This is a genomic window from Catellatospora methionotrophica (genome assembly GCF_011297335.1).
GTDB lineage: Bacteria > Actinomycetota > Actinomycetes > Mycobacteriales > Micromonosporaceae > Catellatospora > Catellatospora methionotrophica.
Genome location: NZ_JAAOTJ010000039.1, coordinates 1 through 26,524, shown reverse-complemented (window position 1 = coordinate 26,524; position 26,524 = coordinate 1). Strand labels below are relative to the sequence as shown.

Genomic DNA, 26,524 nt, shown 5'->3' with positions numbered 1-26,524 from the left:
AATCCGACGCCACGGTACTAGGCTGGGCGAGTGGCACATCAGCACACGGATCCCGCCTGCGCGCAGGCCCACGGCGAACTTCCCGCGCAGCCCGGCGTACGCACCCTGGTCGCGGTGTTCGCGTCGCCGGTCGCGGTGCACCTGCTGCACTTCGGGCACGACCTCGGCTACCGCACCGTGCTGGTCGAACCGGACCTGCACCGGATCGAGGACGTGCCCCGGCCCGAGCACCTGGCGCTGGCCAGCAGCGTCGACCCGTCGTTCGCCGACGGCCACGCCGACGTCGTGGTCACCGACCACGACCGGCCCGAACTCGGCGCGCTCCTGGACGCGGCCCTGCAGACCCGAGCCCGCTGGATCGGCGTGATGGGCAGCCCCCGGCACACCGCCCCGCACGTGGCGGCGCTGCGCGAGCGCGGGTTGGACGAGGCGGCGGTGGCGCGGGTGCACCGGCCGATCGGGTTGAACATCGGGTCGCGTACGCCCGCGGAGATCGCCGTGGCGACACTGGCCGGGCTGATCGCCGACCGCAACGACCGCCCCGGCGGCTTCACCTTCTGACCTGCGGAAACCCATCGTGAGATGTTAGGAAGGGCACCTTCCCCTACGCGAAGCGATGGGAAGGTGCCCTTCCTTCGAAAAATCTTTGTGGGAGCTGTCCGGTAGGCGGGGGGCTGTTCGTCACTGGGGTGAACCTCGAACAAGGAGAGCAACGATGAAGTACCTGATGTTCGTGTGCACCGACACCGAGCCGGACACCGACCCCGCACCCGAGCCCGACATCGACGCGTGGGTCGACAAGCACGACGCCAGCGGGCAGCGGCTGCGCGGCATGGGCCTCGGGCCCAAGTCGACGGCGACGACGGTACGCGTACGTAACGGCCAGACCCTGGTCTCCGACGGCCCGTTCGCCGAGACCAAGGAGCTGATCGTCGGCTTCGACCTGCTGGAGTGCGCCGACCTGGACGAGGCGATCGAGGTCGCGCGGGCGCACCCGATGGCGCGGGGCGGCCGCATCGAGATCCGGCCGCAGGCCGACTGGGACAAGTCTTGACCGACGTACGGGCCGCGGCGGCGCAGGCCGCCGCGGCCGCGGCGACCGACGCGTACCAGCGCATCGTGGCCGCCCTGATCCGGATCACCGGCGACTGGACGCTCGCCGAGGACAGCGCCCAGGAGGCCCTGGCCCTGGCGCTGGACCGCTGGCCGACCGACGGCGTGCCGGACAACCCCGGCGGCTGGCTGATGACCGTGGCCCGCAACCGCGCCCTCGACGTGCTCCGGCGCGGCACCGTCGAACGCCGCAAGCTGCGCGACGTCGCCGTGCTCGCGCTGACCGCCGCCACCGCCGCACCGGAGCGCCAGGAGGAGATCGTGGACGACCGGCTACGCCTGATCTTCACCTGCTGCCACCCCGCGCTGCCGCTGGAGGCCCGCGTCGCGCTGACCCTGCGCACCATCTGCGCGGTCGCGACCGCCGACATCGCGCAGGCGTTCCTGGTCAGCGAATCCACCATGACCCGGCGGCTGACCAGGGCGAAAACCAAAATCACCGAAGCCCGCATCCCGTATCGCGTACCGACCGGCCCGGCCCTGACCGAGCGCCTGCCCGGCGTGCTCGCCGTGCTGTACCTGCTGTTCACGCACGGCTACAACGCCGACGGCGAACCTGCCTTCGCCGACGAGGCGATCCGGCTGTCCCGCCTGCTCGCCCGCCTCATGCCCGACCAGCCTGAGGCCCGCGCCCTGCTCGCGCTGTTCCTGCTCCAGCACTCGCGCCGCGACGCCCGTCGTGACGCCACGGGCGGCCTGGTCCCGCTGGACCGGCAGGACCGCTCCCGCTGGGACCACACCGCGATCGCCGAAGCCACCGGCATCCTGTCCAGCGTGCCCGGGGTGAGCGGGTCCGGCGTGTACGCGCTTCAGGCGCAAATCGCGGCCTGTCACGCCACGGCCCCGTCTATCGCGGACACCGACTGGACGCGGGTCGCGGACTGCTACGACCGCCTGGCCGAGCAGCAGCCGAGCCCTGTGATCGAGCTGAACCGGGCTGTCGCGCACGGATACGCGCACGGCCCGGCCGCCGGGCTGGACCTGCTGGCACGTGCCCGCGCGGGCGGCGCACTCGACGACTACCCGCTGGTGATCGCCGCCGAGGCCGACCTCACCGCGCGGTCGGGCGACCGGGTGCGCGCCGCGCGGCTGTTCCGCGAGGCCGCCGACCGCGTACCCGGCGACGCCGAACGGCGTGCCCTGCTCGACCGCGCCGACGAACTCTAGAAGCGGCGCGGCGGGGGCGGAACGTGAACGCCCGCTGTGGCCACGGGGGCACGCAGCGGGCGTTCGGTGTCGTCAGGCGCAGGTGGTCCGGGGCAGGCCCGCGACCTCGACCGGCGAGCGGCCGGTCGGCTTGGCCTTGCCGGTCAGCACCGCGGCCAGGCCGTCCATCGAGAAGTCGCTGGACGAGTACGTCGCGACCAGCACCTTCGAGGTCGACTTGGCCAGCAGCGTGGGCACGTCCATGTGGACGGTGACCGCCGCGGCCGCGCTCAGGTCGTCGGCGGCGTCGCCGTAGCCGACGAGATGCACCACGCTGCCGCCGGTCTCGACGACCGTGGCCCCGTTCTTCTTCAGCGCCTCGGTCAGCCGGTTGCGGGCCTTCTCCCGCCCGGTCGACGCGGTCACCCGGACCGGGCCGGTGACCAGCGGCTTGCCGCAGGCACCGCGCAGCACGGTGACCGCGGCGGCGGCGAGCGGGGCGACGTCGGCCTGGTGGGTGCCGACGGTGGACAGCGCGGGGGCGGCGGCCTTGCCGAAGCCGAGCTTCAGGGCCAGGATGCGCCCGGCGGCCTCGGCCAGCCGCGCACGCGGCAGGGTGCCCGCCTTCACCGCGTCGACGATGCCCGCGTGCGCCTGGGCCACGTTCGGCGGCATGAGGATCAGGTCGTTCCCGGCCAGCAGCGCCTTCACGGCCGCCTCGCCCGGTGGGACCTTCATCGCCGGGGCCATGTTCATGCCATCGGACACCACGACGCCCTGGAAGCCCAGCTCGTTGCGGAGCAGGTCGGTCAGCACCTTCTTGGAGAAGGTCGCCGCCACACCCGGGTCGATCGCCTGCACGTCGAGGTGCCCGGACATGATCAGCGGGGCGCCGGCCTTGATACCGGCTTTGAAGGTGGCCAGGTCGTCGGTGTCGAGCAGCTGCCGGGACTGGTTCACCACCGGCAGTTCGGTGTGGCTGTCCGCGGCGGTGTGGCCGTGGCCGGGGAAGTGCTTGAGCGTCGCGGCCACGCCGCCCGCCCGCATCCCGTTGATCGCTGCGACGACCTGCTCACCGGCCGCGCGCGGGTCCGACCCGTACGACCGCGAGCCGATCACCGTGCTGCCCGCCGGGCCGAGCACGTCAGCGACCGGCGCGAAGTTCACGTTCACGCCCACCGCCGACAGCTCCAGGCCCGCCGCCCGCCAGGCGACCTCGGTCAGCTTCGGGTCGGCGGCCGCGCCGAACGCCATCGCGCTGGGCAGCGGTGTCATGCCGGTGGTGAGCCGGGTGACCACACCGAACTCCTGGTCCATGCCGATCAGCAGCGGCACGTCGGCGGGCAGCCTGGACGCGGCGGCCTGCAGGCCGCCGGTCAGCGCCCGCACCTGCTCCGGCGACTGCACGTTGTTGACCGGCTGGTTGGCCGCGGTCGGGTCGTTGCCGCCGAAGCCGATCAGGATGATGCCGCCGAGCTTGTACTTCTCGACCATCTGCGCGGGGGTGTCCACCCCGGCCAGTGCCTTGTTGCCCGCGGCGGTGCCGGGCGACACGTCGGTGGCCGAGCGGCCGTACGCGAACGGCATCAGCACCTGGCCGGCGAGGTCCGCGTCGGACATCCTCTTCACGATCGCCGCGACCTTGGCCGAGAGGTCGGCCGGATCCTGCATCGGCAGCGTGCCCCGATTGTCGGGCGCCGTGCCGCACGCGCCTGCCACGACCGCCACAGTGCACAGGCCGGACACGACGGCGCTGAGCCTGCGGAACCTTTTCTGCGTTGACGAGGTCACGCGGGTATCCCACCAGCCGTACGGGACGGGGTCAACCGTTACACGCGCCCTGCTCGGCCGTACGGCCGATCGTGGCACCCCGCGTGCGGGCTAACCGGCCCTGGTCAGCAGCGTCACCGGCGCGCCCTCGGCGGCGTAGCGATACGGCTCCAGCTCGGCGTCCCAGGGAGTGCCCATCGCCATGTCGAGGGCATGCGCCAGCGCCTCCGGGCTGCGGCTGCCCGTGATGAGCGCGCGCAGCCGATCCTCGCCGAGCTGGATGTCGCCGGCCGCGCCCATCGCGGCCCGGAACAGGCCACGGCCGGGCACGTGCATGAAACGCTCGCCGTCGACCCCCGCGCTGGGCTCCTCGGTGATCTCGAAGCGCAGCATCGGCCACTGGCGCAGCTCAGCCGCTATCTCCGCGGCGGTGCCGGGCCGCCCGGACCAGCCGCACTCGGCGCGGCGGGCACTGGGCTCCAGCGGTTGCACGGTCCAGTGCAGGTTGACCGCGCCGCTTTTCAGGGCGCGCGAAATCGCCCACTCGACGTGAGGACACACGGCAAGCGGGCTCGAGTGGACGTGTACGACGCCACGCGTGGGCACGGTGACCTCCCGAGACGGACAGGCGCGTCTTCCCCTACGGCCTGGCGACTCCAGCGATCTCCCCCATGATGACGGCTGGGGCGGATGTGACGCCAGAGAATCGCGAAACTCGCCGGATGAAATGTCCGACCGGCCCGCGGCGACGTGTCCGTCACACCGAAAGGCGACGCCGATCAGGGTCTGCTCAGGGGTCGTGTAGAGTTCCTAAGTCAACCAGACTTTCAAGGAGTACGTCGTGGCGAGCAACACCTCCAAGACCGCGCGCGCGTCTGTCCGGGCCGGTGAGGCCAAGGGTGGCGCGCTGAGCGTGCTCGGTGAGTTCAAGTACATCATTCCGCTGAACAACGGCAAGCACGCCTACGTGCGGAACCTCACCAACGGCAAGACCGTGCACCTGAGCACCACCTCGGACGCTTTCGTCGAGGAGATCCGCGTGCTCGCGGGCGCAGGCCACGCCACCAAGATCCGTGCCGAGCTGGTCGCTCTCAACAGCAGCCACCCCGGTCACGGGTGGGACGCCACCGAGAAGCGCCTGGCCGAGGCCGGCATCTTCGAGGGCTGAGCCCTTCTGTCTCACGCGAAGGCCCCGTCCGCTCCGCGGCCGGGGCCTTCGCCATACCCCCCGCCCGGCCGGGAGCCCTGGCCCGGACCTGTGCGGCAACTCTTAAAGACGTGCGGCCTCAGGGAGTCCCTGAGGCCGCACGTCTTTAAGAGTTGCGCCGGTAGTGGCGGCCGCGCGCCGGAGGCGCGGGCGGGGCGGGTCGGTGGGGTGGGTCAGAGGAGGTCTACGACGCCGGTGTCGAGGTCGTAGACGGCGCCGACGATCTGGGCTCGGCCTTCCGCGGTGGCGGAGGCGAGGCGGTCGGCGAGGCGGAGCTGGTCGACGGTGCGCTCGACGTGGCGGCGCAGCGCCTTCGCGTTCACCTGCGGGTCGTCCAGCCCGACCTCGGTGACCGCGGGCACGATCTGGTCCACCAGGTAGCCCATGAAGCCGTCCGGCCGGTTGCCCGTGCGCAGTGCCTCGACGGTGGCGGCGACGGCGCCGCAGCGCTCGTGGCCGAGCACCATCACCACGGAGGCGTGCAGCTCGGCGACGGCGAACTCGACCGAGCCCACCACCGAGCGGTCGAGCACGTGGGCGCCGGAGCGGACCACGCACATGTCACCGAAGTTCTGGTCGAACACGGCCTCCAGCGGCACCCGGGAGTCGATGCACCCCAGCACCACGGCGTACGGCTCCTGGCCGCTGGACTGGGCGGCCGCCTCGCCGACGTGGTGGCCGTAACGGGGCCGTCCGGCCGCGAACCGGCGGTTGCCGGCCATCAGGTCGGCCAGCGCCTCTGCGGGCCCCCGACGGTTGCCGGTCATCGTCACATCAGAATCCCAGGGCGCGGTCCTTGACTGCGTCATGGGATCAGGGTCCCTGGTATTGGGCCGCCACGGGAAGGTTACTCGGAAGTAGTGCGACCCTTCTCACGGCTGTTCCCTGCGGTTTCAGGGAAACGGCGGCCTGATCGCTGAAGTTTCCCGCAACAGCCGGAACCCGGGCCCCGCACCCCCGCGCTGGTGAAGGTGCGGTGATCCGACACCTCGGCCGGACCCTTAGGGACTTCAGCCGAGTGCGGCGGGGTGCGCGGTCGGGTATCTTTCGAGCGTCCCGTGAGGTCACTGCGGGCGATGGTGCTAGCGGAAGGGGTGGCCGGTGGAGTTCGTCGGAGCATGGCTGGAGACGCTCCCCGCGCTCGCCATCTACCTGATCGTCGGTCTGGTCATCGGCACCGAGAGCATGGGCATCCCGCTGCCTGGCGAGATCGTGCTGGTCAGCGCCTCGCTACTGGCGGCGACGCAGGACCACATCTCGCCGTGGGGCGTGGCCGCCGCCGCCGCGATCGGCGCGATCGTCGGCGACTCCATCGGGTACGCGGTGGGCAAGCGCGGCGGCCGTCCGCTGCTCGACCGGCTGGGCCGCCGTTTCCCGAAGCACCTGGGCCCGGAGCAGATCGTGCGGGCCGAGGCGATGTTCGGGCGCTGGGGCACCTGGGCGGTCTTCTTCGGCCGCTTCATCGCGCTGCTGCGCATCCTGGCCGGGCCGATGGCCGGCGCGCTGAAGGTGCCGTACCGCAAGTTCCTGCTGGCCAATGCGGGTGGCGGTCTGGTCTGGGCGTTCGGCACGACGTTCGCGATCTACGCGCTGGGCGCGGTGGCCGAGGCCTGGCTGAAGCGGTTCTCCTGGGCGGCGCTGGCCCTGGCCGTGGTCTTCGGGCTGGGCACCACCTGGCTGTTCAAGCACCGGGCCAAGAAGTCGCTGGCCGCGGCCGCCGCCGACGAGACCGTCGCGGTGCTCGGCGCGGACGAGGTCGACCACCCCACCGACGGCGCGACGGACGCGAAGAAGCCTTCGGTCCAGGAGCGGGTCGGCTGACTTTCAGCCTATCCGGTGGGGCCGCGCGTCACATCGGCCCGGTGAACGATCTTCCCGTCGGGAGCAGCCCGTACCCTATCGGGGCACCATCGCCGCTATACCGGCCCGGGAGACGCATGTCTGACAACACCCTGCACGACGAGATCGCCATCGAGCAGCTGCACGTGGACCGTGTCTACGCGCGGCTGGCCATGCTGCGCGCCGACGCCGCCCGCGCCGAGGCCGACGGCTATCAACTCGCCCGGGTCGGCACGTACGGGTCGCTGGTCGAACGCGACGCGATGGTGTTCCACGCGGCGCGGCGGCGGCAGGCGTTCGACAGCGAACACGAGGGCCTGGTCTTCGGCCGCCTGGACATGCACCCGCGCCACGTCGACCCGGAGGAGGCCGCGGCCGACCCGGAGGCGGCGGGCTGGGACGAGCGCCCCCGCTACATCGGCCGGCTGGGTGTGCGTACCGAGGGGGCGGAGCCGCTGCTCATCGACTGGCGTGCGCCCGCCGCGGCGGCCTTCTACCGCGCCACGGCCGCGCAGCCGCTGGGGGTGATCCGCCGCCGGATGATCTCGTCGTTCGGCGAGAAGATCACCGGCCTGGAGGACGACCTGCTCGACCCGGCGGCCGCGCCCGAGGGCATGCGGGTGGTCGGCGACGGCGCGCTGCTGGCGGCGCTGAGCCGGGCCAAGGGCACCGGCATGCGCGACATCGTGGCGACCATCCAGCACGAGCAGGACCTGGCGATCCGCTCGCCCGCGTCCGGCGTGACGATGGTCGAGGGCGGCCCCGGCACCGGCAAGACCGCCGTCGCCCTGCACCGCGCCGCCTACCTGCTGTACTCCGACCGGTCCCGGTTCGCCGGGGGCGGCGTGCTGATCGTCGGCCCGTCGCCGGTGTTCGTCGAGTACATCGAGACCGTGCTGCCCTCGCTCGGCGAGGACACCGCGACGCTGAAGTCGCTCGGCCAGCTCGTTCCCGGGTTCAGTGCGACCCGCGAGGAGACCGCCGCGGTCCGCGCGGTGAAGGGTTCGACGCGGATGCGCCGGGTGCTGCGCAAAGCCGCCGAGGACGCCCCGCCCGGCAGCCCCGACGGCCTGCGTATCCGCTACCGCGGGGAGTGGCTGTCGCTGACCTGGCAGCAGGGTGAGGAGATCCGGCGGCGGATCGGGCGCGGCAACCGGCGCAACGAGATCCGGGCCAAGGCCTTCGGCGCGGTGCTGGACCACCTCTGGGAACAGATGAAGGCCAAGCAGCCGCGGCTGGAGCAGGCCCGGTTCGACGAGGAGCTGACCGAGCACGAGGGCTTCCGCGAGTTCCTGAAGGCCTGGTGGCCGCTGGTGCGCCCGGTGCAGGTGCTGGGCTGGCTGGGCGACCCGCAGCGGCTGCGCCGCTACGCCGAGGGCACGCTGTCGAACGAGGACCAGCGCACCCTGGTGCGGGCGCTCGCGCCGCTGCGCGAGCAGGGCCCCAGCATCGACGACGTGCCGCTGCTCGACGAGCTGCAGGAACTGCTCGGCGACAAGCCCAAGCCGCGGGTACGCCGACGCGAGGCGTACACGGTCGGCGGGGTGCGTGAGGTGGCGACCACGTACGAGCGCTCCCGCGCCGCGTCGATCGCCGCGGCGCGCGAGAACGACTACCGCGACTACGCCCACGTGGTGGTGGACGAGGCGCAGGACGTCACGCCGATGCAGTGGCGCATGATCGGCCGGCGCGGCCATGCGGCCAGCTGGACCGTCGTCGGCGACCCCGCGCAGTCGGCGTGGATCGGCAGTGCGGGCGAGGTCGCCCGTGCCCGCGACGAGGCGCTCGGCGGCCGTAAGCGCTACCACCACCAGCTCACCACGAACTACCGCAACTCGACGGAGATCTTCGAGGTCGCCGCCGAGGTGATCCGCCGCGTCTCCCCCGACCTCCCGCTGCCCAGGGCCGTACGCACCACCGGCGTGCCGCCCGTGCACCGCGTCGTGGACCGGGCCGTCCTCGACGACGCGGTCCGCGACGCCGTCGCCGCGCTGCTCGGCGAGGTCGAGGGCACCGTCGGCGTGATCACCCCTGACGCCCGCTTCCGCGACCGCGTCACCGCCCGCCTGTCCGAGTGGGACACCGAACGCCTCCGCGTCGTCACCGCCCTGGCCGCCAAGGGCATGGAGTACGACGCCGTAGTCCTCGTCGAACCCGCCCTCATCGACGCCAACACCGACGCCGGCCGCCGCACCCTCTACGTAGCCCTCTCCCGCGCCACCCAACGCCTCACCACCCTCTCCACCCGCCCTTGGCGCTGACCCCCCATTCCGCAACTCTTAAAGAGTCGCGCCCTCAGGAGTCTCCTGAGGGCGCGACTCTTTAAGAGTTGTCGCAGGGGGACAGGCCGGGGCGGGCCGGGGCGGGGGCGCCGGGCCGGGGCGGGGGCGGGGTTAGCGCCAGGTGGCGGGGTAGGTGGCGGTGCAGGGGGTGGTGGGGGTGGTTTGGGTGCGGTTGGGGTCGCTTTCCCAGGTGACGGTGCCGGAGGCGTCCTTCTTGAGGTACTTGTAGGCGAAGGTCGTCGCTGTCGGCAGGGTGAGGGTGGCGGTCCAGACCGGGTAGGTCGCGCTGGAGAGGGGTACGGCGCTGGCGGTGTTCCAGTTGCCGAGGGCCGGGATCGAGCCGACGACGTAGACGTTCTGGCCCCAGGTCGTGGTCGCGTTCACGGAGAAGGCGGCGGCGATGGTGGCGCAGGCCGAGCCGCTGGGTGACGGGGAGGCGCTGGGTGACGGGGTGGCGCTGGGGGACGGGGTGGAGCCGCCGGGAACGTTCCAGGTCTCGGTGTAGGTGACGGCGCAGACGCCGGTCGGCACGGTACGGGTGCGGTTGGCGATGCTCTCCCAGGTGACGGTGCCGGAGGCGTCCTTCTTGATGTACTTGTACGCGAAGGACGTGCCTGCGGGGAGGTTCACGGTGGCCCGCCAGAGCGGGTACGCCGTGTTGGACATGGCGAGCGCGCTGGCCGTGTTCCAGGAGCCGAGCGCGGCGATGCTGCCCGCGACGAAGACGTTCTGGCCGCTGGTCGTGGTGGTGCTGGACTCCAGGGTGACCGCCACGGTGGTGCAGGCGCTGCCGCTGGGCGTCGGCGACGGGGTGCCGGTCGGGGACGGCGGGTTGCCGATCAGCGCGCCGGTGTAGATCGCCAGCGCGCTGTTGGCGGCGACGGTGGCGGTGGCCTGGCCGGAGCCGTTCACGGTGACGGTGCCGCCGGTGCAGGTCCCGGCGGTGAAGTCGCCGGTGGCCACGTTGCAGTACACGCCCGCGGGCAGCCCGGTGCTGAAGGTGGTGCTCCAGGCGGCGCCGTCGCGGTTGAACGCGGCGAAGCCGACGTTGCCCCGGCTGAACGCGATCCGCGACGACGACGGCGAGGTCCAGTGGGCGACCCCGGTGCCGCTGACCGCGTTGTGGAAGCCGACGAGGTTGGCGACCACCGCCTTGCGGTGTTCGCACTCCCAGCCCGAGCCGCAGGTGACCTGGTGGGTGACGCCGTTGCTCGCGGGCGGACCGGCCTCGTTGTCACTGAACGTGAAGCTGCTCATCAGCTGGGGCGTGCCGTACGGGTAGACCAGGCTGAACGCCGCAGCCAGCGCGTGGGTCTGCCCGTTCTTGTAGGTGAGCCGGGCGCGGCCGTTGCGCTGCGTGTCGTGGTTGTCGATGAAGTTGACCGCGTCGCCGCTGGCCAGGGCCATCTGCGAGGCGAGGTTGTTCAGGTTGGACAGGTTCGCGTCGCGGAATGCGTTGCCGACGACGTCGCCGTAGCGGAACTCGGTCACGTCGCCGGTCCCGGCGTACTCCCCCGGCGGGAACGCGCTGTCCTCGATCACCTCGTGGAAGACGTACGGCGAGCCGCTGACGCCGCCCAGGATGGCCTGCATGTCGGCGACGGGCAGGTGCTTGGCCGCGTCGACCCGGAACCCGTCCACGCCCAGCGAGACGAGGTCGTTGAGGTAGGCGGTCAGCCGACCGCGCACGTAGCTGGACTCGGTGGCGAGGTCGGACAGGTCGACCAGTTCGCAGTTCTGCACCTCCCACCGGTCGCCCCAGGCCACGATGTCGTCGTTGCCGTTGCGCCCGCAGTGGTGGAAGTCCTGATTCTGATAGATGCCGGGATAGCTGTAGTGCGAGTACGTCGAGCCGGCCGAGCCGGTGCCGCTGGACGCGCCTCCGGCCATGTGGTTGATCACGGCGTCCACGTAGATCTTCACACCCGCGTTGTGGCAGGCCGAGACCATGTTCGCGAACGCGGCGCGGTCGCCGCGGCGGCTGTTGAGCTGGTAGCTGACCGGCTGGTAGTCCTGCCACCACGGGTAGCCCTTGCCGCCGAGCACGACGTGCTCCTGCGGCGGGGACACCTGGACGGCGCCGAAGCCCTTCGGGCCGAGGACCGTGCTGCATTCGCTGGCGACCGAGGCCCAGGGCCACTGGAACAGGTGCACGATGACGTCACGGTTGCCGGGGTTGGCGTCCGCCTTGGCCGGGACGAGGTCGGGGGTGCCGGGTCGCAGGAGCACGACCACGGAGAGCGCGGTGGCCAGCAGCACCGAGGCGAGGGCTGCGGCGAGGGAGCGGTGGCGGATGGACACGAGTCTCCTCCTGGTTCGGGGAGGGGCGAGGGGATGGAAACTCTTGCGCAAGTTTCAAGGATGTTAGCCCCGCGTTGACACGGCGTGAAGGGCATCGATGCGCCGGATTTACCGTACAAATCAGGGCTGTGACGGGTTCTGTTTGCACCGTTGATCTTCGGCTACTCGCGTCGGCGCACGCCGGAGTGGGCGACGGTGGTCGGGATACTGAAAAATCTTTCAAAGATTCTTCCAGGCGCGCGGCGTCGGGGTCCGGACAGGACCGACACAGAGCGCGTGAGCGGGCACACAGTGTCATCAACCAGACCGGATATTCGTTTTCATGATTGCGTCACCGCTTCTTACGGTGTGTGAACACCCCACACCGAGACGGAGAAAACCTTGTCTGCCAAGGAAAAGTCCGGGCACGCGATCGTGCTCGGCGCCAGCATCGGCGGCCTACTCGCCGCACGTGTGCTGAGCGAGTCGTACGCGAAGGTCACCATCTTCGACCGCGACACGCTGCCCACCGACGGCGTCACCGGCCGCAAGGGCGTACCGCAGGGCGACCACACGCACGGCCTGCTCGCCCGTGGCCGCCAGGTTCTCGAGGAGCTGTTCCCCGACTTCGCCATGGACATGGCCACGGCCGGCGCGGTGCCCATCGACGTCCAGGGCGACGTCGTCTGGATCAACGACGGACAGCGGCTGGCCACCGCGCACACCGGCCTGGCCGGGCTGGGCGTGACCCGCAACGGCCTGGAGGCGTACGTGCGCCGCCGCGTCACCGCGCTGCCCGGCGTGCAGCTGCTGCCCCGCCACGAGGCCGTCGGCCTGATCGCGAACGACGACCGCACCCGGGTCGTCGGCGCGCGGGTGCTGCCCACCGGCGGCGACACCGAACTGCGCCTGGAGGCCGACCTGGTCGTCGACGCGACCGGGCGCGGCAACCGCGGCCCGTCCTGGCTGGCCGAGCTGGGCTACGACAAGCCCGCCGAGGAGCACGTGGACTCCAGGACGGTCTACATCTCGCGCGCCTACCGGCGTACGCCGGGACAGCTCGGGTTCACCGGGGCCGTCGTCAGCCCGTCGCCGGAGCTGCCGATCGGCGGCGTGGTCGTGCCGGTCGAGGGCGACCGCTGGATGCTGACGCTGATCGGCGTCGGCGCGGGCGGCGCGCTGCCGTCCGACCCGGACGCCTATGCGGAGTTCGCCCGCCGGCTGCCCGGCAACGAGCTGTACCAGCTGCTCAGCACGTGTGAGCCGGCCGGCCCGCCGGTGCGCCTGCGGCTGCCGGTCAGCGTGCGCCGCCGCTACGAGCACCTGACCCGGCTGCCCGAGGGCCTGATCTCCTTCGCCGACGCGGTGTGCAGCTTCAACCCGGCGTACGGCCAGGGCATGACGGTCGCCGCGGCCGAGGCGATCGTGCTGCGCGACAGCCTGCGCGCGGGCCGTGACGGCCTGCCGAAGCGCTTCTACGCGGCCGCCTCGAAGGTCATCGACGTGCCGTGGGACATCGCGGTCGGCGCGGACCTGCGCTACCCCGAGGTCGAGGGCGTCCGTACCCGCAAGGTCGATTTCCTCAACGGGTACGTCGCCCGGCTGCACCGCGCCGCCGCCCGGCACCCCGAGGTCGGCCTCGCGTTCCTGGCCGTGGCGAACCTGATGTCCCCGCCGCAGCGGCTGTTCTCCCCCGGCGTGCTCGCTCGCGTGCTGTGGTCCGGCCGGGCGGGCAGGACCCGCACCGCGCCGCTCGCGCAGCCGTCCCCGGTGTCGCGGGTCGAACCGGCCGGTTGAGCGGCAGCCCGCCGGCGGGCGGTCGATCCGGGGTGCGACCGCATCGACCGAGCCGCCGGCGGGCGACGGCCGTCCGCGGCCACTCGTCCCGGGGTGCGCCCGCCCCTCCGATGACGAACGACCGCGCGGCGCACGGGGGTTCCCGGAACCCCCGTACGCCAAACATCGATCACCCGATCGGGTTCACAGCGTGGCGATGAGCCCGCCGTCGATGACGAAGTCCGCCCCGGTGACGTTGCCCGCGCGCGCGCCGGCCAGCAGCACCACCAGGTCGGCGACCTCCTCGGCCTCGGTGAACCGGCCGGTCACCGCCTGTGCGGCGACCTGCTTGGCCACCTCCTCCGCCGACACCCCGCTGGCCACGCCGAACGACTTGGCCACGCCGTCCACGCCCGTCCACATCGGGGTGCGCACCGGGCCGGGGCTGACCGTGTTCACCCGGATGCCCTTCGGCCCGACCTCCTTGGACAGCGCCTTGGAGAAGTTCGTCAGCGCCGCCTTCGAGGCGGTGTAGTCGATGATCGTCGGATCGGGCAGGAACGCGTTGATCGAGCTCACCGTCACGATGCTGCCCTTGCCCCGGGCCAGCAGGTGCGGCAGCGCGGCCCGGGTCGTCCGGACTGCGGAGAGCAGATTGACGCTCAGCGCCCAGAGCCAGTCCTCGTCGGTGACCGAGACGAACCCGCCCAGCCGGGCCTTCACCGCGCCCACGTTGTTGACGAGGACGTCCAGCCCGCCGTGCGCACCCACCGCCTCGTCGATCAGGTGCTGCGCTCCGGCCGGGTCGGTCAGGTCGACCGACACGGTGCGCACCTGACCGCCAGCGGCGATCTCGGCGAGCTCACCCGCCGTGTCGCGCGCTGCCGCCACGACGCTCGCGCCCTCCGCGACCAGCGCTTTCACCACGGCCAGACCGATGCCCTTGCTGGCCCCGGTGACCACTGCGACCTTGCCGCCCAGGTGCAGATCCATGACGCTCCCCCCGACGGGTTTCACGCTACGCGCGCCACGTGCCTGCCATCCGGCGAACGGGCAGCTCAGTCGCCCTTGGTGCCGTCGACGAGTTCGCGGACCACGTCGAGGTGGCCGTTGTGCCGGGCGATCTCCTCGACGAGGTGGAACAGGATCCAGCGCAGCGTCGCGGGCCGCCCGGCCCGGCCCAGGTTGCGCTGGGCGAGGGTGTCCAGGTCCAGCGAGGCGACCAGCTCGCGGTAGCGGGCGCTCTGCGCGTCGTACTCGTCGAGCAGCTGCTCGATCGGGGTGTCCAGGGCGTAGGTGAACTCGCGGTCCGGGTCCTCCTTCGTCCACGGCCCGGCGTCCTCTTCGCCCAGCAGGACCACCTGGAACCAGGAGTACTCGACCCAGCGCACGTGACTGACCAGGCCCTTCACGGTCATCAGCGGGGAGTCCGGCAGCGGGGCCCGGCGCGCGTCCTCGTCGGTGACGCCCTCGCACTTGGCGCGCACGGTCGCGCGGGTGTAGTCGAGGAAGGTGGTCAGGGTGGCTCGTTCGTCCCAGGTGGCGGGCACGTCGGTTCGCGTCATGCCTGCGATCATGCTGGCCGGGCCGGTGCCTGTCGAACCGATAAGCGGCCGACGGGCCCGCTCAGCCCAGCGCCGCGCGCAGCACCGCCGCGGTGTCGGCCAGCGATGGCAGCACCACGTCCGCGCCCGCTTCGACCAGCTCGTCGAAGGTGCAGGAGCCGGTCGCCACGCCGATGGCGAGCGCACCGTTGGCCCTGGCCGCCTCGATGTCGTGCGGGGTGTCGCCGATGACGACGACCTGCCTGGCGGGCACCGTCGCCGCGTATTTGGCCTGCGCGCGCTCGTGGGCCAGCCGCACCAGCACCGAACGCACGCCGTCGTCGCAGCCGTAGCCGCCGACCTCCAGGTCGATCTGCCCGAGCAGGTCGAACGCGGACAGCTTCTCGTACGCGGCCTCCCGGATGTTGCCGGTGACCACGGACTGCACGACCCCGGTCTGCCCGGCGAGCGCGGCCAGCGCCTGCGCCGCGCCGGTCAGCGCCGCACCACGGGCCACCAGCTGCGGCCGAGACGCCCGGGTGTGCTCGGCGAGGTGGGCGAAGAACGCGGCCCGGATGTCCGCGTCCGCCTCACGGCCGTGCCACTCCAGCGCCGTCGTGAACAGCCAGTGGTCGGTACGCCCGCCGAACTCCGGCAGGCGCGGCGGCTCGCTGCCCACCACCGCCAGGTACGCGGCGACGAACACGTCCCGGCCGACCTTGCCGCCGTCGATCAGCGTGCGGTCGATGTCCCAGAGCACCAGCCGTTGCATCCCCCGACCGCATCACGCGGCCGCGACCGGTGTCAAGCCGCGGGCCGGGCACGTGGTCCGTGCCCGGCCCGCGGCCGGTCACCGGCAGGTCCAGCTCAGCACATGGCGTGTCGGGGTGCCACCGGCCAGGGTGAACTGAAGTCCGGCCAACGTGCGCCCGTCGGGGCTGAGCACGGTCACCCGTGGCCAGTCGCCGGCGTAGGGCTGGGCCGTGAGCGGGTAGCCGGGCAGTCCTGGCACATCGACCGTGACATCCTCGCGCGCCAACACCAGCCCGCCTGTGGCCTGGTGGACCGCCCAGCCCTGCGGGTTGGTCACCGTGGCCCGGCCGGGGCCGGCCGACCATTCGATCGTGCCGGTGTCGGGTTTCCAGCGTGCCGCGTACCGGTACGACGTGCCGCCGGCACGGGTGAGGAACGTGCCGGAGATCCAGCCGTCGGCGATCGTGTCGACGGCGGAGTCGAACACCGGTACGCCGTCGACGGCGGCGGGCAGGACGAGCGGGCGGGGCGAGCCGCCCGGCGGCCATAGGTGCAGCCTGGCGCTGCCGTCCTGGAAGATCGGGGCCACGACCGATCCGTCGTCGGCGATCGCCATCGGGTGGCCGGTTCGCAGCCCCCCGGGCACCGGTAGCCGGACCGGTTCGGCCGCCGCGTCCTGCCAGACCACAGGCGACCAGCCCAGCAGGCCGACGACCGCGCCAGCCGCGTTGATCCCGGCACCGAGCACGTCCTGCCCCTTGAGCCGGGTCAGCGTGCCGCCTTCGTACACCCAGGCCATCCCGGTGTACTGGACCTCGCCGGGGGTGTCCTTCACCTGCCTTCCGGACAGCACCAGGGTGCCGGTGGAACTCACCGCGGCGACGAAGTCGACCGTGTCGGGCACCGCGAACACCGTGCTGGGACGCCCGTCGATCCAGATCGCCACGATGGCGCCCGTGGCTGCCTCGCCGCGTGCGGCCAGGATGCGCCCGGTCGGGTCACCGGCCAGTCCGGTGAAGCTGCCCGGCCGGACGCCGTCGGGTGTGGGCAGCTCGGCCACGGTGCAGGCGGTCGGGGACGGTGACACCACGACCGCCGGTTCGGGTGCGGGACGGCCGAAGGGCACGCTGACCGCCGCCAGCAGCGCCGCGACCGCGAGCGCCCCGGTCGCGCCGGCGAGGGTCGCGTGCCGCCGGGTGCGCCGCCGCTTTCCCCCTGCCAGTGCCCGTTCGGTGACGTCGTACGTCCGGGCGCGGTCGCCGATGTCGGCGAGCAGTTCGTTCAGGTCGCTCATGCCCAGGCCTCCTTCGGCTCCCTGACCAGCACGTGCAGTTCGGGTGCCAGGTCGCGCAGCCGCTGCAGGGCGTACGACGTCTGGCTCTTGACCGTGCCCACGGTGACGCCGAGCGCCGCGGCCGCGTCGGCCTCGGACAGGTCCTCGAAGAAGCGCAGCACGATGACCGCGCGTTGTTTGCGGGTGAGTTTGCCAAGGGCCTGTTCCAGCAGCAGGCGGCGGACCGTGTCGGCGGCCAGGTCGCGGCCTCCGCCGCCTTCCGGCGGTTCGGCGGTGCTCCACTCGGCACGCAGGTGGCGGTTGCGCCGCCAGGCAGACACGTGCTCGTGGTAGAGGATCTTGCGCAGGTACGCGTCCGGCGCCCCGCCCGCCGACACCTTCGACCATCGTGCCGCCAGCTTGACCAGCGCGTTCTGCAGCAGGTCCTCGGCCGCGTGATGGTCGCCGGTGAGCAGGTAAGCGATCCGCGACAGCCTGCTCAACCGCGCGTGCACGAACTCGCGGAACCCGTCGTCGTCCGCCACATGACACCTCCCCGTTCGTCTTCCCGACCTTCCGCCCCACCTACACGGCGACTGCCCGCGCACGGGTTGGAAAGCCTGCGGGAGAAGTTAGGAAGGGCACCTTCTTCTACGCACAGCGTGAAGAAGGTGCCCTTCCTTCGTCCGGGTCAGTCGGTGAGCATACGGCGGAGTTCGCGCTTGAGGATCTTGTGGCTGGGACCCATCGGGAGCTCGGGCAGGAAGCGGACCTGCCGGGGGTACTTGTGCTTGCCGAGCTGGTCGCGGGACCAGGTGATGAGGGCGGCCTCGTCGACCGGGTCGGTGCCGGGGCGCAGCACGACGACGGCGCAGATCTCCTCGCCGTGCACGTCGTCGGGCACGCCGATGACGGAGACCAGCTCGATGGACGGGTGGCGGGCCAGGACCTCCTCGACCTCACGCGGGTACACGTTGAAGCCGCCGCGGATGACGATGTCCTTCTTGCGGTCCACGATCGACACGAAGCCCTCGGCGTCCTTGGTGCCCAGGTCGCCGGTGCGGAACCAGCCGTCGACCAGGGCCTGCTCGGTCGCGTCCGGGTTGCCGAGGTAGCCGGCGAACACGTTGTGCCCGCGGATCACGATCTCGCCGAGTTCGCCGGGGCCGAGCAGTTCGATGCGCTCGTCGAGTTCGGCGCGGGCGATCTCGACCTCGACACCCCACAGGGCGTGCCCGACGGTCCCGGCGCGTACGCCGAAGTGCGGCTGGTTGGTCGTCGCGCTCGGCGAGGTCTCCGACAGGCCGTAACCCTCGTAGACCGTGGTCCCGAACGCGGCGTTGAAGCGTTCGAGCACCGCGACCGGCAGCGACGCCCCACCGGAGATGCAGATCCGCAACTGCGGCAGTTCGGCACGGCCCGCGGCGGCCTCCAGCAGGCCGATGTACATGGTGGGCACGCCGTGGAAGACGTCGACCTTCTCCCGCACCATCAGGTCGAGCGCGGCCTCGCCGGTGAACCGGGCGAGCAGGACCAGGGTCGCGCCGATGCGGAACGCGCCGTTCATGCCGACGGTCTGCCCGAACGTGTGGAACAGCGGCAGGCAGCCCAGCACGACGTCGGACTGCTTGGCGTCGTTGGCGTCGAACGTGTTGACGGTCGCGTTCATGACCAGGTTGAAGTGGGTCAGCACGGCGCCCTTGGGTTTGCCGGTGGTCCCGCTGGTGTAGAAGATCACGGCCGGGTCGTCGGGGCGGCGGCTCTCGTACGAGCGCAGCGCCGCGACCCGGGCGCTGACCTGCTCCAGCCGCTCGGGGCCGCCTTCGTCGGGGCGCGGGCCGACGCTGACGACCGGCACCCCGGCCTCGGCGGCGGCGGGCGCGCCGAGGGCCAGCAGGCCGCTGTGGCAGACGACCAGCTTCGCCCCACTGTCGCGCAGCACGTACGCCGCCTCGGACGGGGTGAGCAGCAGGTGCACCGGCACGACGACGCCGCCCGCGGCGAGGATGCCGTAGTAGGCGCGCGGAAAGTCGGTCACGTTCGGCGCGACCAGCGCGACGGCGTCACCGGGCTGGACGCCCAGCTCGCGCAGGCCCGCGGCGTACGCGAGCGCCTGCCGCCACAGGTCGGCGTAGGTCTCGCGGCCGAACGCGTCGACCACGGCGGTCTTGGCGGGATGGCGGCGCGCGGCCTCGGCCAGGACGGCGGCCAGGGAAAGCGTGCTCACGGCTCCTCCTTGAAGTAGATACGGCTGACGGTCTCGGCCACGCAGCACGGTCTGTCCTCGCCGTCGGCGCGGACGGTGAGCTGCGCGACCAGTTGCACGCCGCCGTCGACGGGCTCGACCTCGGCGATGCGGGCGGTGAGGCGCACCTGGGCCCCGACCGGGATCGGGGCCGGGAAACGCACCCGGTTCACCCCGTAGTTGACGCCCAGGCGCACGTTGTCGAACCGGTACACGTCGCGGACCAACAGCGGCAGCATGGACAGGGTCAGCCAGCCGGGCGTCGCCGCGCCGAGGCCGACGCAGTCGACGCCACCGGTCGCGTCGGTGTACGCGTCCACCCGCGACCGGTCGACGCGCTGCCAGGGCCCCGGGCCGATGCACTGGCCGACCGCGGCGGCCAGCTCCTGGGCGGACGCGAACACCCTCATGCCAGATGGCCCCCGATCTTGGTGTACCCGCGCAGCAGGTCCCGCGAGATGATCAGGCGCTGCATCTCGTCGGTGCCCTCGTAGATGCGCAGCAGCCGCACCTGCCGGTACCAGCGCTCGATCGGCAGTTCACGGGTGTAGCCCATGCCGCCGTGGATCTGCATGACCCGGTCCACCAGTCGGTTGATCATCCCGGCGCCGTAGAGCTTCGCCATCGACGACGAGTGCCGCGGGTCCTGGCCCTGGTCGACGGTCCACGCGGCGCGCAGCACCAGCCAGCGGGCCGCCTCCAGCTCGGTCTCCGCGTCGGCGATCATCCACTGGATGGCCTGGTTCTCCCCGATCGGCTTGCCGAAGGTGACCCGGGTGTTGGCGTAGTCGACGGCCATCTGCAGGGCGCGCTCGCCGATGCCGAGCGCGTGCGACGGGATGAGGTAACGCCCCTTGCCGATCCACTTCATACCCAGCTCGAAGCCCTGCCCGATCTCCCCGAGGATGTTGCGGGACGGCACGCGTACGTCGTCGAACACCAGCGACGCCGGGCCGCCGGGACCCATCGTCGCGATGAACTCCGAGCGCCAGCCCATGGCCCGGTCGACCAGGAACGCCGTGGTGCCGCCGCCGCGTACCCCCTTGTCCTTGTCGGTGACCGCGACCACGATGGCGAAGTCGGCGTCGTTGCCGTTGGTGATGAAGGTCTTCTCGCCGTTGAGGATCCAGTCGCCGCCGTCGGAGCGGGCGGACAGTTTGATGTTCGCGGCGTCGGAGCCCGCGCCCGGCTCGGTGATCGCGAAGCAGGACACCCGGTCGCCCTCGATCGTGGGCTTGAGGTATTCGTCCTGCTGGGCGGCGTTGGCGTAGAAGAGGATGTTGTCGGCCTCGCCGCCGAACCGGAACGGCACCAGGGTGTGCCCGATCTCGGTCCAGATCAGCGACTGCATGATCGCGGGCAGGTCCATGCCGCCGTGCTCGGTAGGCGTGGCCAGCCCCCAGAAGCCGAACTTGCGCGCCTTGAGCTGCAGCTCGCGCAGTTCCGAGCGCTCGATGCCGGGCTGCCCGGCGCGTTCGCGGCGCAGCAGCTCGTGCTCCAGCGGCACGACCTCCTTGCGGATGAAGGCGCGCGCGGTGTCCCGGATCGCGCGCTGCTCGTCGTCGAGCGAGAAGTCCACGGTGGTTCCCTTCGGTAGTGGTGCTCGGTTTAGCGCGCGCCGCCGTTGACGTACAGGGTCTGCCCGGTCACGAAGGAGGCGTCGTCGCTGGCCAGGAAGGCGACCACGGACGCGATCTCCTCGGGCTGGGCGACCCGGCGCAGCGGCGTGTGCTCGCTGGCCCACTTCTGGTGCGCCTCGGCGGACGACCCGACCCGCTCGGCGGTGGCGGCGGTCATCGCGGTGGCCACATACCCCGGCGCGACCGCGTTGACGCAGACGTTGAACGGCCCCAGCTCGATCGACAGCGTCGCCGTCAGCCCCTGCACGCCCGCCTTCGCCGCCGCGTAGTTGACCTGCCCGCGATTACCCAGCGCCGACCGGCTGCTCAGGTTGACGATCTTGCCGTACTTCCCGGCCACCATGTGCTTCTGCGCCGCCTGGCAGCAGTAGAACATGCTGGTCAGGTTCGTGTTCAGCACCGCGTGCCAGTCCGCCGCGCTCATCTTGAACAGCAGGTCGTCGCGCGTGATCCCGGCGTTGTTGACCAGGATGTCCAGCCGCCCGTGATCCGCCACGACCCGCTCGGTCATCGCGTGCACCGCCGCCTCGTCGGTGACATCGCACCCGTATCCCGACGCCGTCCCGCCGCCCGCCGTGATCTCCTTCGCCAGCGCCTCGCTCTTCTCCGCGCTCAGGTCGACGATCGCGACCGTCGCGCCCTCCGACGCCAGCCGCCGGACCGTCGCCGCCCCGATCCCCTGCGCGCCACCGGTCACGATCGCGACCCGTCCGCTGAACCTGCTGCTCATCGCCACTCCTTTGAAAGGAAGGGCACCTTCACATCGCCGTACGTAGAGGAAGGTGCCCTTGTTAACGCCTCGACCTGTCTGAGCTGGACTTTCAGAACGCGTTCACGCCGGTGAGGGCGCGGCCGATCAACAACTGCTGGATCTGGCTGGTGCCCTCGTAGAGCGTGGTCACGCGGGCGTCGCGCAGGTACTTGCCGACCGGGTACTCGTCGACGTAGCCGTACCCGCCGAACACCTGCAGCGCCTTGTTCGCCGCGCGCACGGCCGCCTCGCTGGCGAACAGCTTCGCCATGGACGCCTCGGTCGCGTACGGCTGCCCCCGGTCGACCAGGTCGGCGACCCGCCACACCAGCAGCCGCGCCGCTGCCGTGTCCACCGCGACATCCGAGATCAACTGCTGGACCAGCTGGTACGCCGCGATCGGCTTGCCGAACTGGGTGCGCGCCTTCGCGTAACCGACGGCCGCGTCCAGGCACCCCTGCGCGATGCCGACGCAGCCCGCCGCGACCGACATCCGCCCCTTGTCCAGCGTGGACATGGCGAGGTGGAAGCCGCGCCCCTGCTCGCCGAGCAGCGCGTCACCCGGCACCCGCACCCCGTCGAAGGCCAGTTCCGCCGTCGGCTGGCCGCGCAGCCCGAGCTTGCCGTGGATCTCCCGCCGCGTCAGCCCCGCCGCGTCCGTAGGCACCAGGAACGCGCTGATGCCCCGTGGCCCGTCCCCACCCGTACGGGCGAAGACCAGCGCGACATCGGCCCAGGTCCCGTTCGTGATGAACACCTTCGAGCCGGTGATGACCCAGTCGCCGCCGTCCTGGACGGCGCGCGTGGTCAGCGACGCCGCGTCGGAGCCGGTGCCGGGCTCGGTCAGCGCGAAACAGCCCAGCAGGTCCCCGCCGCACAGGCCCGGCAGCCAACGTGATCGCTGCTCGGGCGTGCCGTGCGCCGCGATGCTCTTGGCGACCAGGCCCAGCGACACCGAGACCAGCCCGCGCACCGACGAGTCGCCCCGGCCCAGTTCCTCCAGGACCAGGCAGTACGCCAGGTGGTCGCCGCCGCTGCCGCCGTGCTCCTCGGCGATGGTCAGGCCGAGGAAGCCCAGCTCACCGAGCTGCTTGACCACGGTGCGGGCGACGCTCTCGCGCCGGTCCCACTCGGCCGCGTACGGCACGACCTCGCGATCGACGAACTCGGCGGCCAGGCGGCGGAGCGCGGCGTGTTCCGGCGACAGTGTCATGTCCACCGCTTTAAACTAGCGGTGAAAGTTTTATCTCGTCCAGACCCTCCTGTGGCAGAGTTCAGCGGCAGCACCGACCGAAGGAGAACCCGCCATGCCCCGGCCCAGCCAGGCCCTGTTGAGCCGGCAGCGCATCGTGGAGACCGCCGCCGCGATGATCGACGCCGACGGGCTGGCCGCGTTCTCCACCCGCCGCCTGGCCGCCGAGCTGGGCGTACGCGGGCCGTCGCTGTACAACCACTTCGCCACCAAGGACGCGATCCTGGACGCGGTCGCCGACGCGGTGATCGCGGGCGTGGACGTGTCGTTCTTCACCACGCACGACTGGCGCGACGCGCTGCGGCTGTGGGGGCACTCCTACCGCGACGCGCTCACCGCGCACCCGAACATCGTCCCGTACCTGGCCCAGGGCCCGGGGCGGCGACCGGCGGCGCTGCACATGGCCGACGCCGTGTACGGCGGGCTGGTCAAGGCCGGCTGGCCGCCCGCGCGGGCCACGCACATCGGCGCGGTGATGCGCTACCTGGTCGCGGGCTCGTCGCTGGGCTCGTTCGCGCGCGGCTTCGTCGAGGACCCCGAGCTGTACGCCGCCCACTACCCGCACCTGTCCCAGGCCCACCGCCTCGCCGAACACCAGCACAGCGTCGACGAGGGCGCGTTCGCGCTCGGCCTGGACGCGCTGGTCGACGGCCTCGCCCGCGAGTACGAGGCCACGGTCGGCCCGCTCCCGCCTCTGGAGCCGCGGCCCGCTTCGTACTACAGTCGAAACTTGCAGCGCTAGTTTTGCGGCCCGGCTCCTGTGCCGGTTGCTCGCCCAGTGGCCCACGACGACGCCGTCACCCGCCCCCACGCGGCACGCGTCCTCCGGCCGCGGGCGACGCCGCCTGATGGGAAGGGACAGCATGGACCTGGCAGCCGCGGCGACGCATCCGGGACGCACCGCCCCGATCGCGGACCGCACCCAGCTCTACATCGGCGGAGGCTGGACCGCCCCGCACGGCACCGGCGTCATCGCCGTCGAGGACCCGACAACCGAGCAGGTCATCGCGCACGTGCCCGCCGGTGACGCCGTCGACGTGGACCGGGCCGTCGCCGCCGCGAAGGCCGCGTTCGGCCCCTGGTCGGCGCTGGCCCCGGCGGAGCGCGCCGCACACCTCGACCGGCTGCACGCCGCGCTGTCGGCCCGCGCGGGCGACATCGCCACCACCGTGGCCCGCGAGCTGGGCACCCCGATGAAGATCGCCACGAAGGTCCAGGCCGGACTGCCGCTGACCGTACTGAAGAGCTACGTGGAGCTGGCCGGGCAGCCCGAGAGCACGCACACCGTCGGCAACTCGCTGGTCGTCGGCGAGCCCGTGGGCGTGGTCGGCGCGATCACGCCGTGGAACTACCCGCTGCACCAGATCATGGCGAAGGTGGCCGGGGCGCTGGCCGCCGGCTGCACGGTGGTGCTCAAGCCCGCCGACCTGACGCCGCTGGTGGCGTACCTGCTGTTCGACGCGGTCGACGAGGCCGGGCTGCCGCCGGGCGTGGCCAACCTGGTCACCGGCCCCGGCTCGGTGGTCGGTTCGGCCATCGCGGCCCACCCCGACGTGGACATGGTGTCGTTCACCGGCTCGACCGCGGTCGGCGCGCGCATCTCGCACCTGGCCGCCGACCGGATCGCCCGGGTCGCGCTGGAGCTGGGCGGCAAGTCCGCCAACGTGATCCTGGACGACGCAGACCTGCGCCGCGCGGTGAAGACCGGCGTCGCCAACGCGTTCCTCAACTCCGGCCAGACCTGCACCGCGTGGACGCGCATGCTGGTGCACCGCTCGCGGTACGACGAAGCCCTCGCCATCGCGGCCGAGGCCGCCGCCGGGCAGACCCTGGGCGACCCGTTCGACGAGGGCACCCGGCTGGGCCCGCTGGCGTCGGCCGCGCAGCGCGAGACGGTACGCGGCTACATCGAGCAGGGCCTCGCCGACGGCGCGCGCCTGATCGCGGGCGGGCTCGACGCGCCCGTGCCGGACCGGGGGCACTTCGTCGCCGCGACGGTGCTGGCCGACGTGGACCCCGACAGCACGATCGCCCAGGAGGAGGTCTTCGGGCCGGTGCTGGTGGTGATCCCGTTCGACTCCGACGACGAGGCCGTCGCCATCGCCAACAACTCCCGGTACGGCCTGGCCGGGGCGGTGTGGTCCGGTGACGAGGACCGAGCGCTGGCGGTCGCGCGGCGGATGCGCACCGGCGCCGTCGACGTCAACGGCGGGTCGTTCAACCCGCTCGCCCCGTTCGGCGGGTTCAAGCAGTCCGGCATCGGCCGCGAACTCGGCCGCCACGGACTGGACGAGTTCCTGGAGACGAAGGCGATCCAGCGATGAGCGCCCCAGCCCCGGCCACCGGCGAGAACACGAACAGTGCGGCACCCGCGGTGAACCGCCCGGTGCGGGCCCTGCTCTGGCGCGGCCCCGGAGCGCCCCTGGAGATCGAGCCGATCCTGCTGCCTGCGCTCGGCCCGCGCGAGGTGCGGGTGCACGTCCGCGCCGCCGGGGTGTGCCACTCCGATCTGTCGATGGTCAACGGGACGCTCGCGCCGCCGTACCCCCTGGTGTTGGGTCATGAGGCGGCAGGCGTGGTGACCGCCGCCGGGCCGGAAGCGACCGTCGCCGTCGGCACCCATGTGGTGCTGAACTGGGCGCCGCCGTGCCGCCGCTGCTGGTTCTGCGGTAACGGGCAGCCGTGGCTGTGCGAGACCGCCGGGGTGCCGACCGCCGCCCGCGGCGCGACCGCCGACGGCGAGCCGCTGCACGTCACGCTCGGCCTCGGCGCGCTCGCCGAGGAGGTCGTCGTCGGCGACCACGCGGTCATCCCGGTGCCCGCCGAGCTGCCGTTCGAGACCGCCGCCCTGCTGGGTTGCGCGGTGCTGACCGGCGTCGGCGCGGTGCACCGGACCGCCGGGGTGCGGCCGGGCGAGTCCGCCCTCGTCATCGGACTCGGCGGCGTCGGCCTGTCCACCGTGATGGCGGCCCGCGCCGCCGGGGCGGACCCGCTGATCGCCGTGGACGTCACCGACGCCAAGCGCGACCTCGCCCTGTCCGCCGGGGCGACCCATTTCCTGGTATCGGGTGACGACCTGAGCTCCCAGGTCCGCGCCCTGACCGAGCGCCGCGGCGCCGACCACTCCTTCGAGTGCGTGGGCCGGTCGGCGACGATCCGGGCCGCGTGGCGGGCCACCCGCCGTGGCGGTCAGGTGACCGTCGTCGGCATGGGTGCGAAGGACGACATGGTCAGCCTCGCCGCCCTCGACATCTTCCACTCCGCCCGCACCCTGCGCTCCTCGGTGTACGGCAACTCCGACCCCGACCGCGACGTCCCCGACCTGGCCCACCAGGTGCTCGCGGGCGACCTCGACCCCGCCGCCCTCATCACCGACCGCATCACCCTCGACGAGTCCCCCGAAGCCTTCGCCCGCATGTCCCGCGGCGAGGGCGCCCGCTCCGTCATCCTCCTCCCCTGACCCCCCTCGCCCCCGCCGCCCACGGCCCCGCCCCGCGCCCGCGCGACCACCCGCCCCCCTGGTCGCAACTCTTAAAGACTCGCGGCCTCCGAACCGACCGGAGGCCGCGAGTCTTTAAGAGTTGCGGCAGGTGGGGCGTGCCTTCGAGGATCCCGACGAGCTTGTAGTGCGCGAACGCGACGTACCACGGCAG

Annotated in this window: 24 protein-coding genes; 10 read left to right on the top strand and 14 right to left on the bottom strand. The window is 72.1% G+C overall.

Annotation, left to right across the window (positions count from 1 at the left end):
- Positions 1-30 precede the first annotated feature (30 nt).
- From HAV40_RS37030 to HAV40_RS37020, 3 genes are all read left to right on the top strand, one after another.
- Complete coding sequence (locus HAV40_RS37030; RefSeq protein ID WP_166388980.1) at positions 31-561, top strand: XdhC family protein; 531 nt, start codon at positions 31-33, stop codon at positions 559-561.
- A gap of 154 nt (positions 562-715) precedes the next feature.
- Positions 716-1,054 (top strand): YciI family protein, encoded by a 339-nt coding sequence (locus HAV40_RS37025; protein ID WP_166388979.1) that lies wholly within the window; start codon positions 716-718, stop codon positions 1,052-1,054.
- Positions 1,051-2,280 carry an RNA polymerase sigma factor gene (locus tag HAV40_RS37020; protein ID WP_166388978.1) on the top strand — a complete coding sequence of 410 codons (1,230 nt, stop codon included), beginning with the start codon at positions 1,051-1,053 and terminating at the stop codon, positions 2,278-2,280. Before HAV40_RS37025 ends, HAV40_RS37020 begins: the two co-directional genes overlap by 4 nt.
- Positions 2,281-2,352: 72 nt before the next feature.
- Here HAV40_RS37020 and HAV40_RS37015 read toward each other — a convergent pair whose 3' ends face one another.
- A complete protein-coding gene (locus HAV40_RS37015) occupies positions 2,353-4,050 on the bottom strand; it encodes a glycoside hydrolase family 3 protein (protein WP_239086764.1) in 1,698 nt (565 codons plus the stop codon).
- A 90-nt stretch (positions 4,051-4,140) separates the two neighbouring features.
- The gene (locus tag HAV40_RS37010; RefSeq protein ID WP_166388977.1) at positions 4,141-4,635 is read right to left on the bottom strand and encodes a DUF3145 domain-containing protein; all 495 of its coding nucleotides are present in this window, start codon (positions 4,633-4,635) and stop codon (positions 4,141-4,143) included.
- A 235-nt stretch (positions 4,636-4,870) separates the two neighbouring features.
- On the opposite strand from HAV40_RS37010, the gene HAV40_RS37005 reads away from it, so the two are divergent.
- Positions 4,871-5,197: a hypothetical protein gene (locus tag HAV40_RS37005; protein WP_166388976.1), complete on the top strand. Its 327-nt coding sequence runs from the start codon at positions 4,871-4,873 to the stop codon at positions 5,195-5,197.
- A gap of 212 nt (positions 5,198-5,409) precedes the next feature.
- Here HAV40_RS37005 and HAV40_RS37000 read toward each other — a convergent pair whose 3' ends face one another.
- The gene (locus tag HAV40_RS37000; protein WP_166388975.1) at positions 5,410-6,003 is read right to left on the bottom strand and encodes a carbonic anhydrase; all 594 of its coding nucleotides are present in this window, start codon (positions 6,001-6,003) and stop codon (positions 5,410-5,412) included.
- Positions 6,004-6,337: 334 nt separating this feature from the next.
- Here HAV40_RS37000 and HAV40_RS36995 point away from each other — a divergent pair, with 334 nt between their 5' ends.
- Together HAV40_RS36995 and HAV40_RS36990 are read left to right on the top strand one after the other, a co-directional pair.
- Entirely contained in the window at positions 6,338-7,057 is a 720-nt protein-coding gene (locus tag HAV40_RS36995; protein WP_239086762.1) for a DedA family protein, read from the top strand.
- Between the two features lie 116 nt (positions 7,058-7,173).
- Complete coding sequence (locus HAV40_RS36990) at positions 7,174-9,336, top strand: HelD family protein (protein ID WP_166388974.1); 2,163 nt, start codon at positions 7,174-7,176, stop codon at positions 9,334-9,336.
- Positions 9,337-9,468: 132 nt separating this feature from the next.
- Here the strand turns inward: HAV40_RS36990 and HAV40_RS36985 are convergent, their stop codons facing one another.
- Positions 9,469-11,658: a carbohydrate-binding module family 20 domain-containing protein gene (locus HAV40_RS36985; RefSeq protein WP_203671712.1), complete on the bottom strand. Its 2,190-nt coding sequence runs from the start codon at positions 11,656-11,658 to the stop codon at positions 9,469-9,471.
- A gap of 381 nt (positions 11,659-12,039) precedes the next feature.
- Here HAV40_RS36985 and HAV40_RS36980 point away from each other — a divergent pair, with 381 nt between their 5' ends.
- A complete protein-coding gene (locus HAV40_RS36980; RefSeq protein WP_166388973.1) occupies positions 12,040-13,434 on the top strand; it encodes an NAD(P)/FAD-dependent oxidoreductase in 1,395 nt (464 codons plus the stop codon).
- Positions 13,435-13,617: 183 nt separating this feature from the next.
- Here the strand turns inward: HAV40_RS36980 and HAV40_RS36975 are convergent, their stop codons facing one another.
- From HAV40_RS36975 to HAV40_RS36930, 10 genes are all read right to left on the bottom strand, one after another.
- Entirely contained in the window at positions 13,618-14,406 is a 789-nt protein-coding gene (locus HAV40_RS36975) for an SDR family NAD(P)-dependent oxidoreductase (RefSeq protein WP_166388972.1), read from the bottom strand.
- A gap of 65 nt (positions 14,407-14,471) precedes the next feature.
- A complete protein-coding gene (locus tag HAV40_RS36970; RefSeq protein ID WP_166388971.1) occupies positions 14,472-14,978 on the bottom strand; it encodes a DinB family protein in 507 nt (168 codons plus the stop codon).
- A 61-nt stretch (positions 14,979-15,039) separates the two neighbouring features.
- On the bottom strand, positions 15,040-15,729 hold the full coding sequence (locus HAV40_RS36965) for an HAD family hydrolase (protein ID WP_166388970.1): 690 nt from the start codon (positions 15,727-15,729) through the stop codon (positions 15,040-15,042).
- A gap of 78 nt (positions 15,730-15,807) precedes the next feature.
- Positions 15,808-17,004, bottom strand: coding sequence for a hypothetical protein (locus HAV40_RS36960; RefSeq protein WP_166388969.1), 1,197 nt, complete (start codon positions 17,002-17,004; stop codon positions 15,808-15,810).
- Positions 17,001-17,528: a SigE family RNA polymerase sigma factor gene (locus HAV40_RS36955; RefSeq protein WP_166388968.1), complete on the bottom strand. Its 528-nt coding sequence runs from the start codon at positions 17,526-17,528 to the stop codon at positions 17,001-17,003. The genes HAV40_RS36960 and HAV40_RS36955 overlap by 4 nt, the downstream gene beginning before the upstream one ends.
- Before the next feature lie 146 nt (positions 17,529-17,674).
- Positions 17,675-19,210, bottom strand: a complete 1,536-nt coding sequence (locus tag HAV40_RS36950; protein ID WP_166388967.1) for a long-chain-fatty-acid--CoA ligase — start codon at positions 19,208-19,210, stop codon at positions 17,675-17,677.
- Entirely contained in the window at positions 19,207-19,638 is a 432-nt protein-coding gene (locus HAV40_RS36945; protein WP_166388966.1) for a MaoC family dehydratase, read from the bottom strand. The genes HAV40_RS36950 and HAV40_RS36945 overlap by 4 nt, the downstream gene beginning before the upstream one ends.
- Positions 19,635-20,807: an acyl-CoA dehydrogenase family protein gene (locus tag HAV40_RS36940; protein ID WP_166388965.1), complete on the bottom strand. Its 1,173-nt coding sequence runs from the start codon at positions 20,805-20,807 to the stop codon at positions 19,635-19,637. The genes HAV40_RS36945 and HAV40_RS36940 overlap by 4 nt, the downstream gene beginning before the upstream one ends.
- Positions 20,808-20,836: 29 nt before the next feature.
- Positions 20,837-21,598 (bottom strand): 3-oxoacyl-ACP reductase FabG, encoded by a 762-nt coding sequence (gene fabG, locus HAV40_RS36935; protein ID WP_166388964.1) that lies wholly within the window; start codon positions 21,596-21,598, stop codon positions 20,837-20,839.
- A 91-nt stretch (positions 21,599-21,689) separates the two neighbouring features.
- Positions 21,690-22,838 (bottom strand): acyl-CoA dehydrogenase family protein, encoded by a 1,149-nt coding sequence (locus HAV40_RS36930; protein ID WP_166388963.1) that lies wholly within the window; start codon positions 22,836-22,838, stop codon positions 21,690-21,692.
- A gap of 88 nt (positions 22,839-22,926) precedes the next feature.
- Between HAV40_RS36930 and HAV40_RS36925 the strand changes: the two genes are divergently transcribed.
- The 3 genes from HAV40_RS36925 (at position 22,927) to HAV40_RS36915 (ending at position 26,331) form a co-directional block, all read left to right on the top strand.
- Positions 22,927-23,613 carry a TetR/AcrR family transcriptional regulator gene (locus HAV40_RS36925; protein WP_166388962.1) on the top strand — a complete coding sequence of 229 codons (687 nt, stop codon included), beginning with the start codon at positions 22,927-22,929 and terminating at the stop codon, positions 23,611-23,613.
- Positions 23,614-23,734: 121 nt separating this feature from the next.
- Complete coding sequence (locus HAV40_RS36920; protein WP_166388961.1) at positions 23,735-25,195, top strand: aldehyde dehydrogenase family protein; 1,461 nt, start codon at positions 23,735-23,737, stop codon at positions 25,193-25,195.
- Positions 25,192-26,331, top strand: coding sequence for a Zn-dependent alcohol dehydrogenase (locus tag HAV40_RS36915; RefSeq protein WP_166388960.1), 1,140 nt, complete (start codon positions 25,192-25,194; stop codon positions 26,329-26,331). Before HAV40_RS36920 ends, HAV40_RS36915 begins: the two co-directional genes overlap by 4 nt.
- Positions 26,332-26,524: the final 193 nt, after the last annotated feature.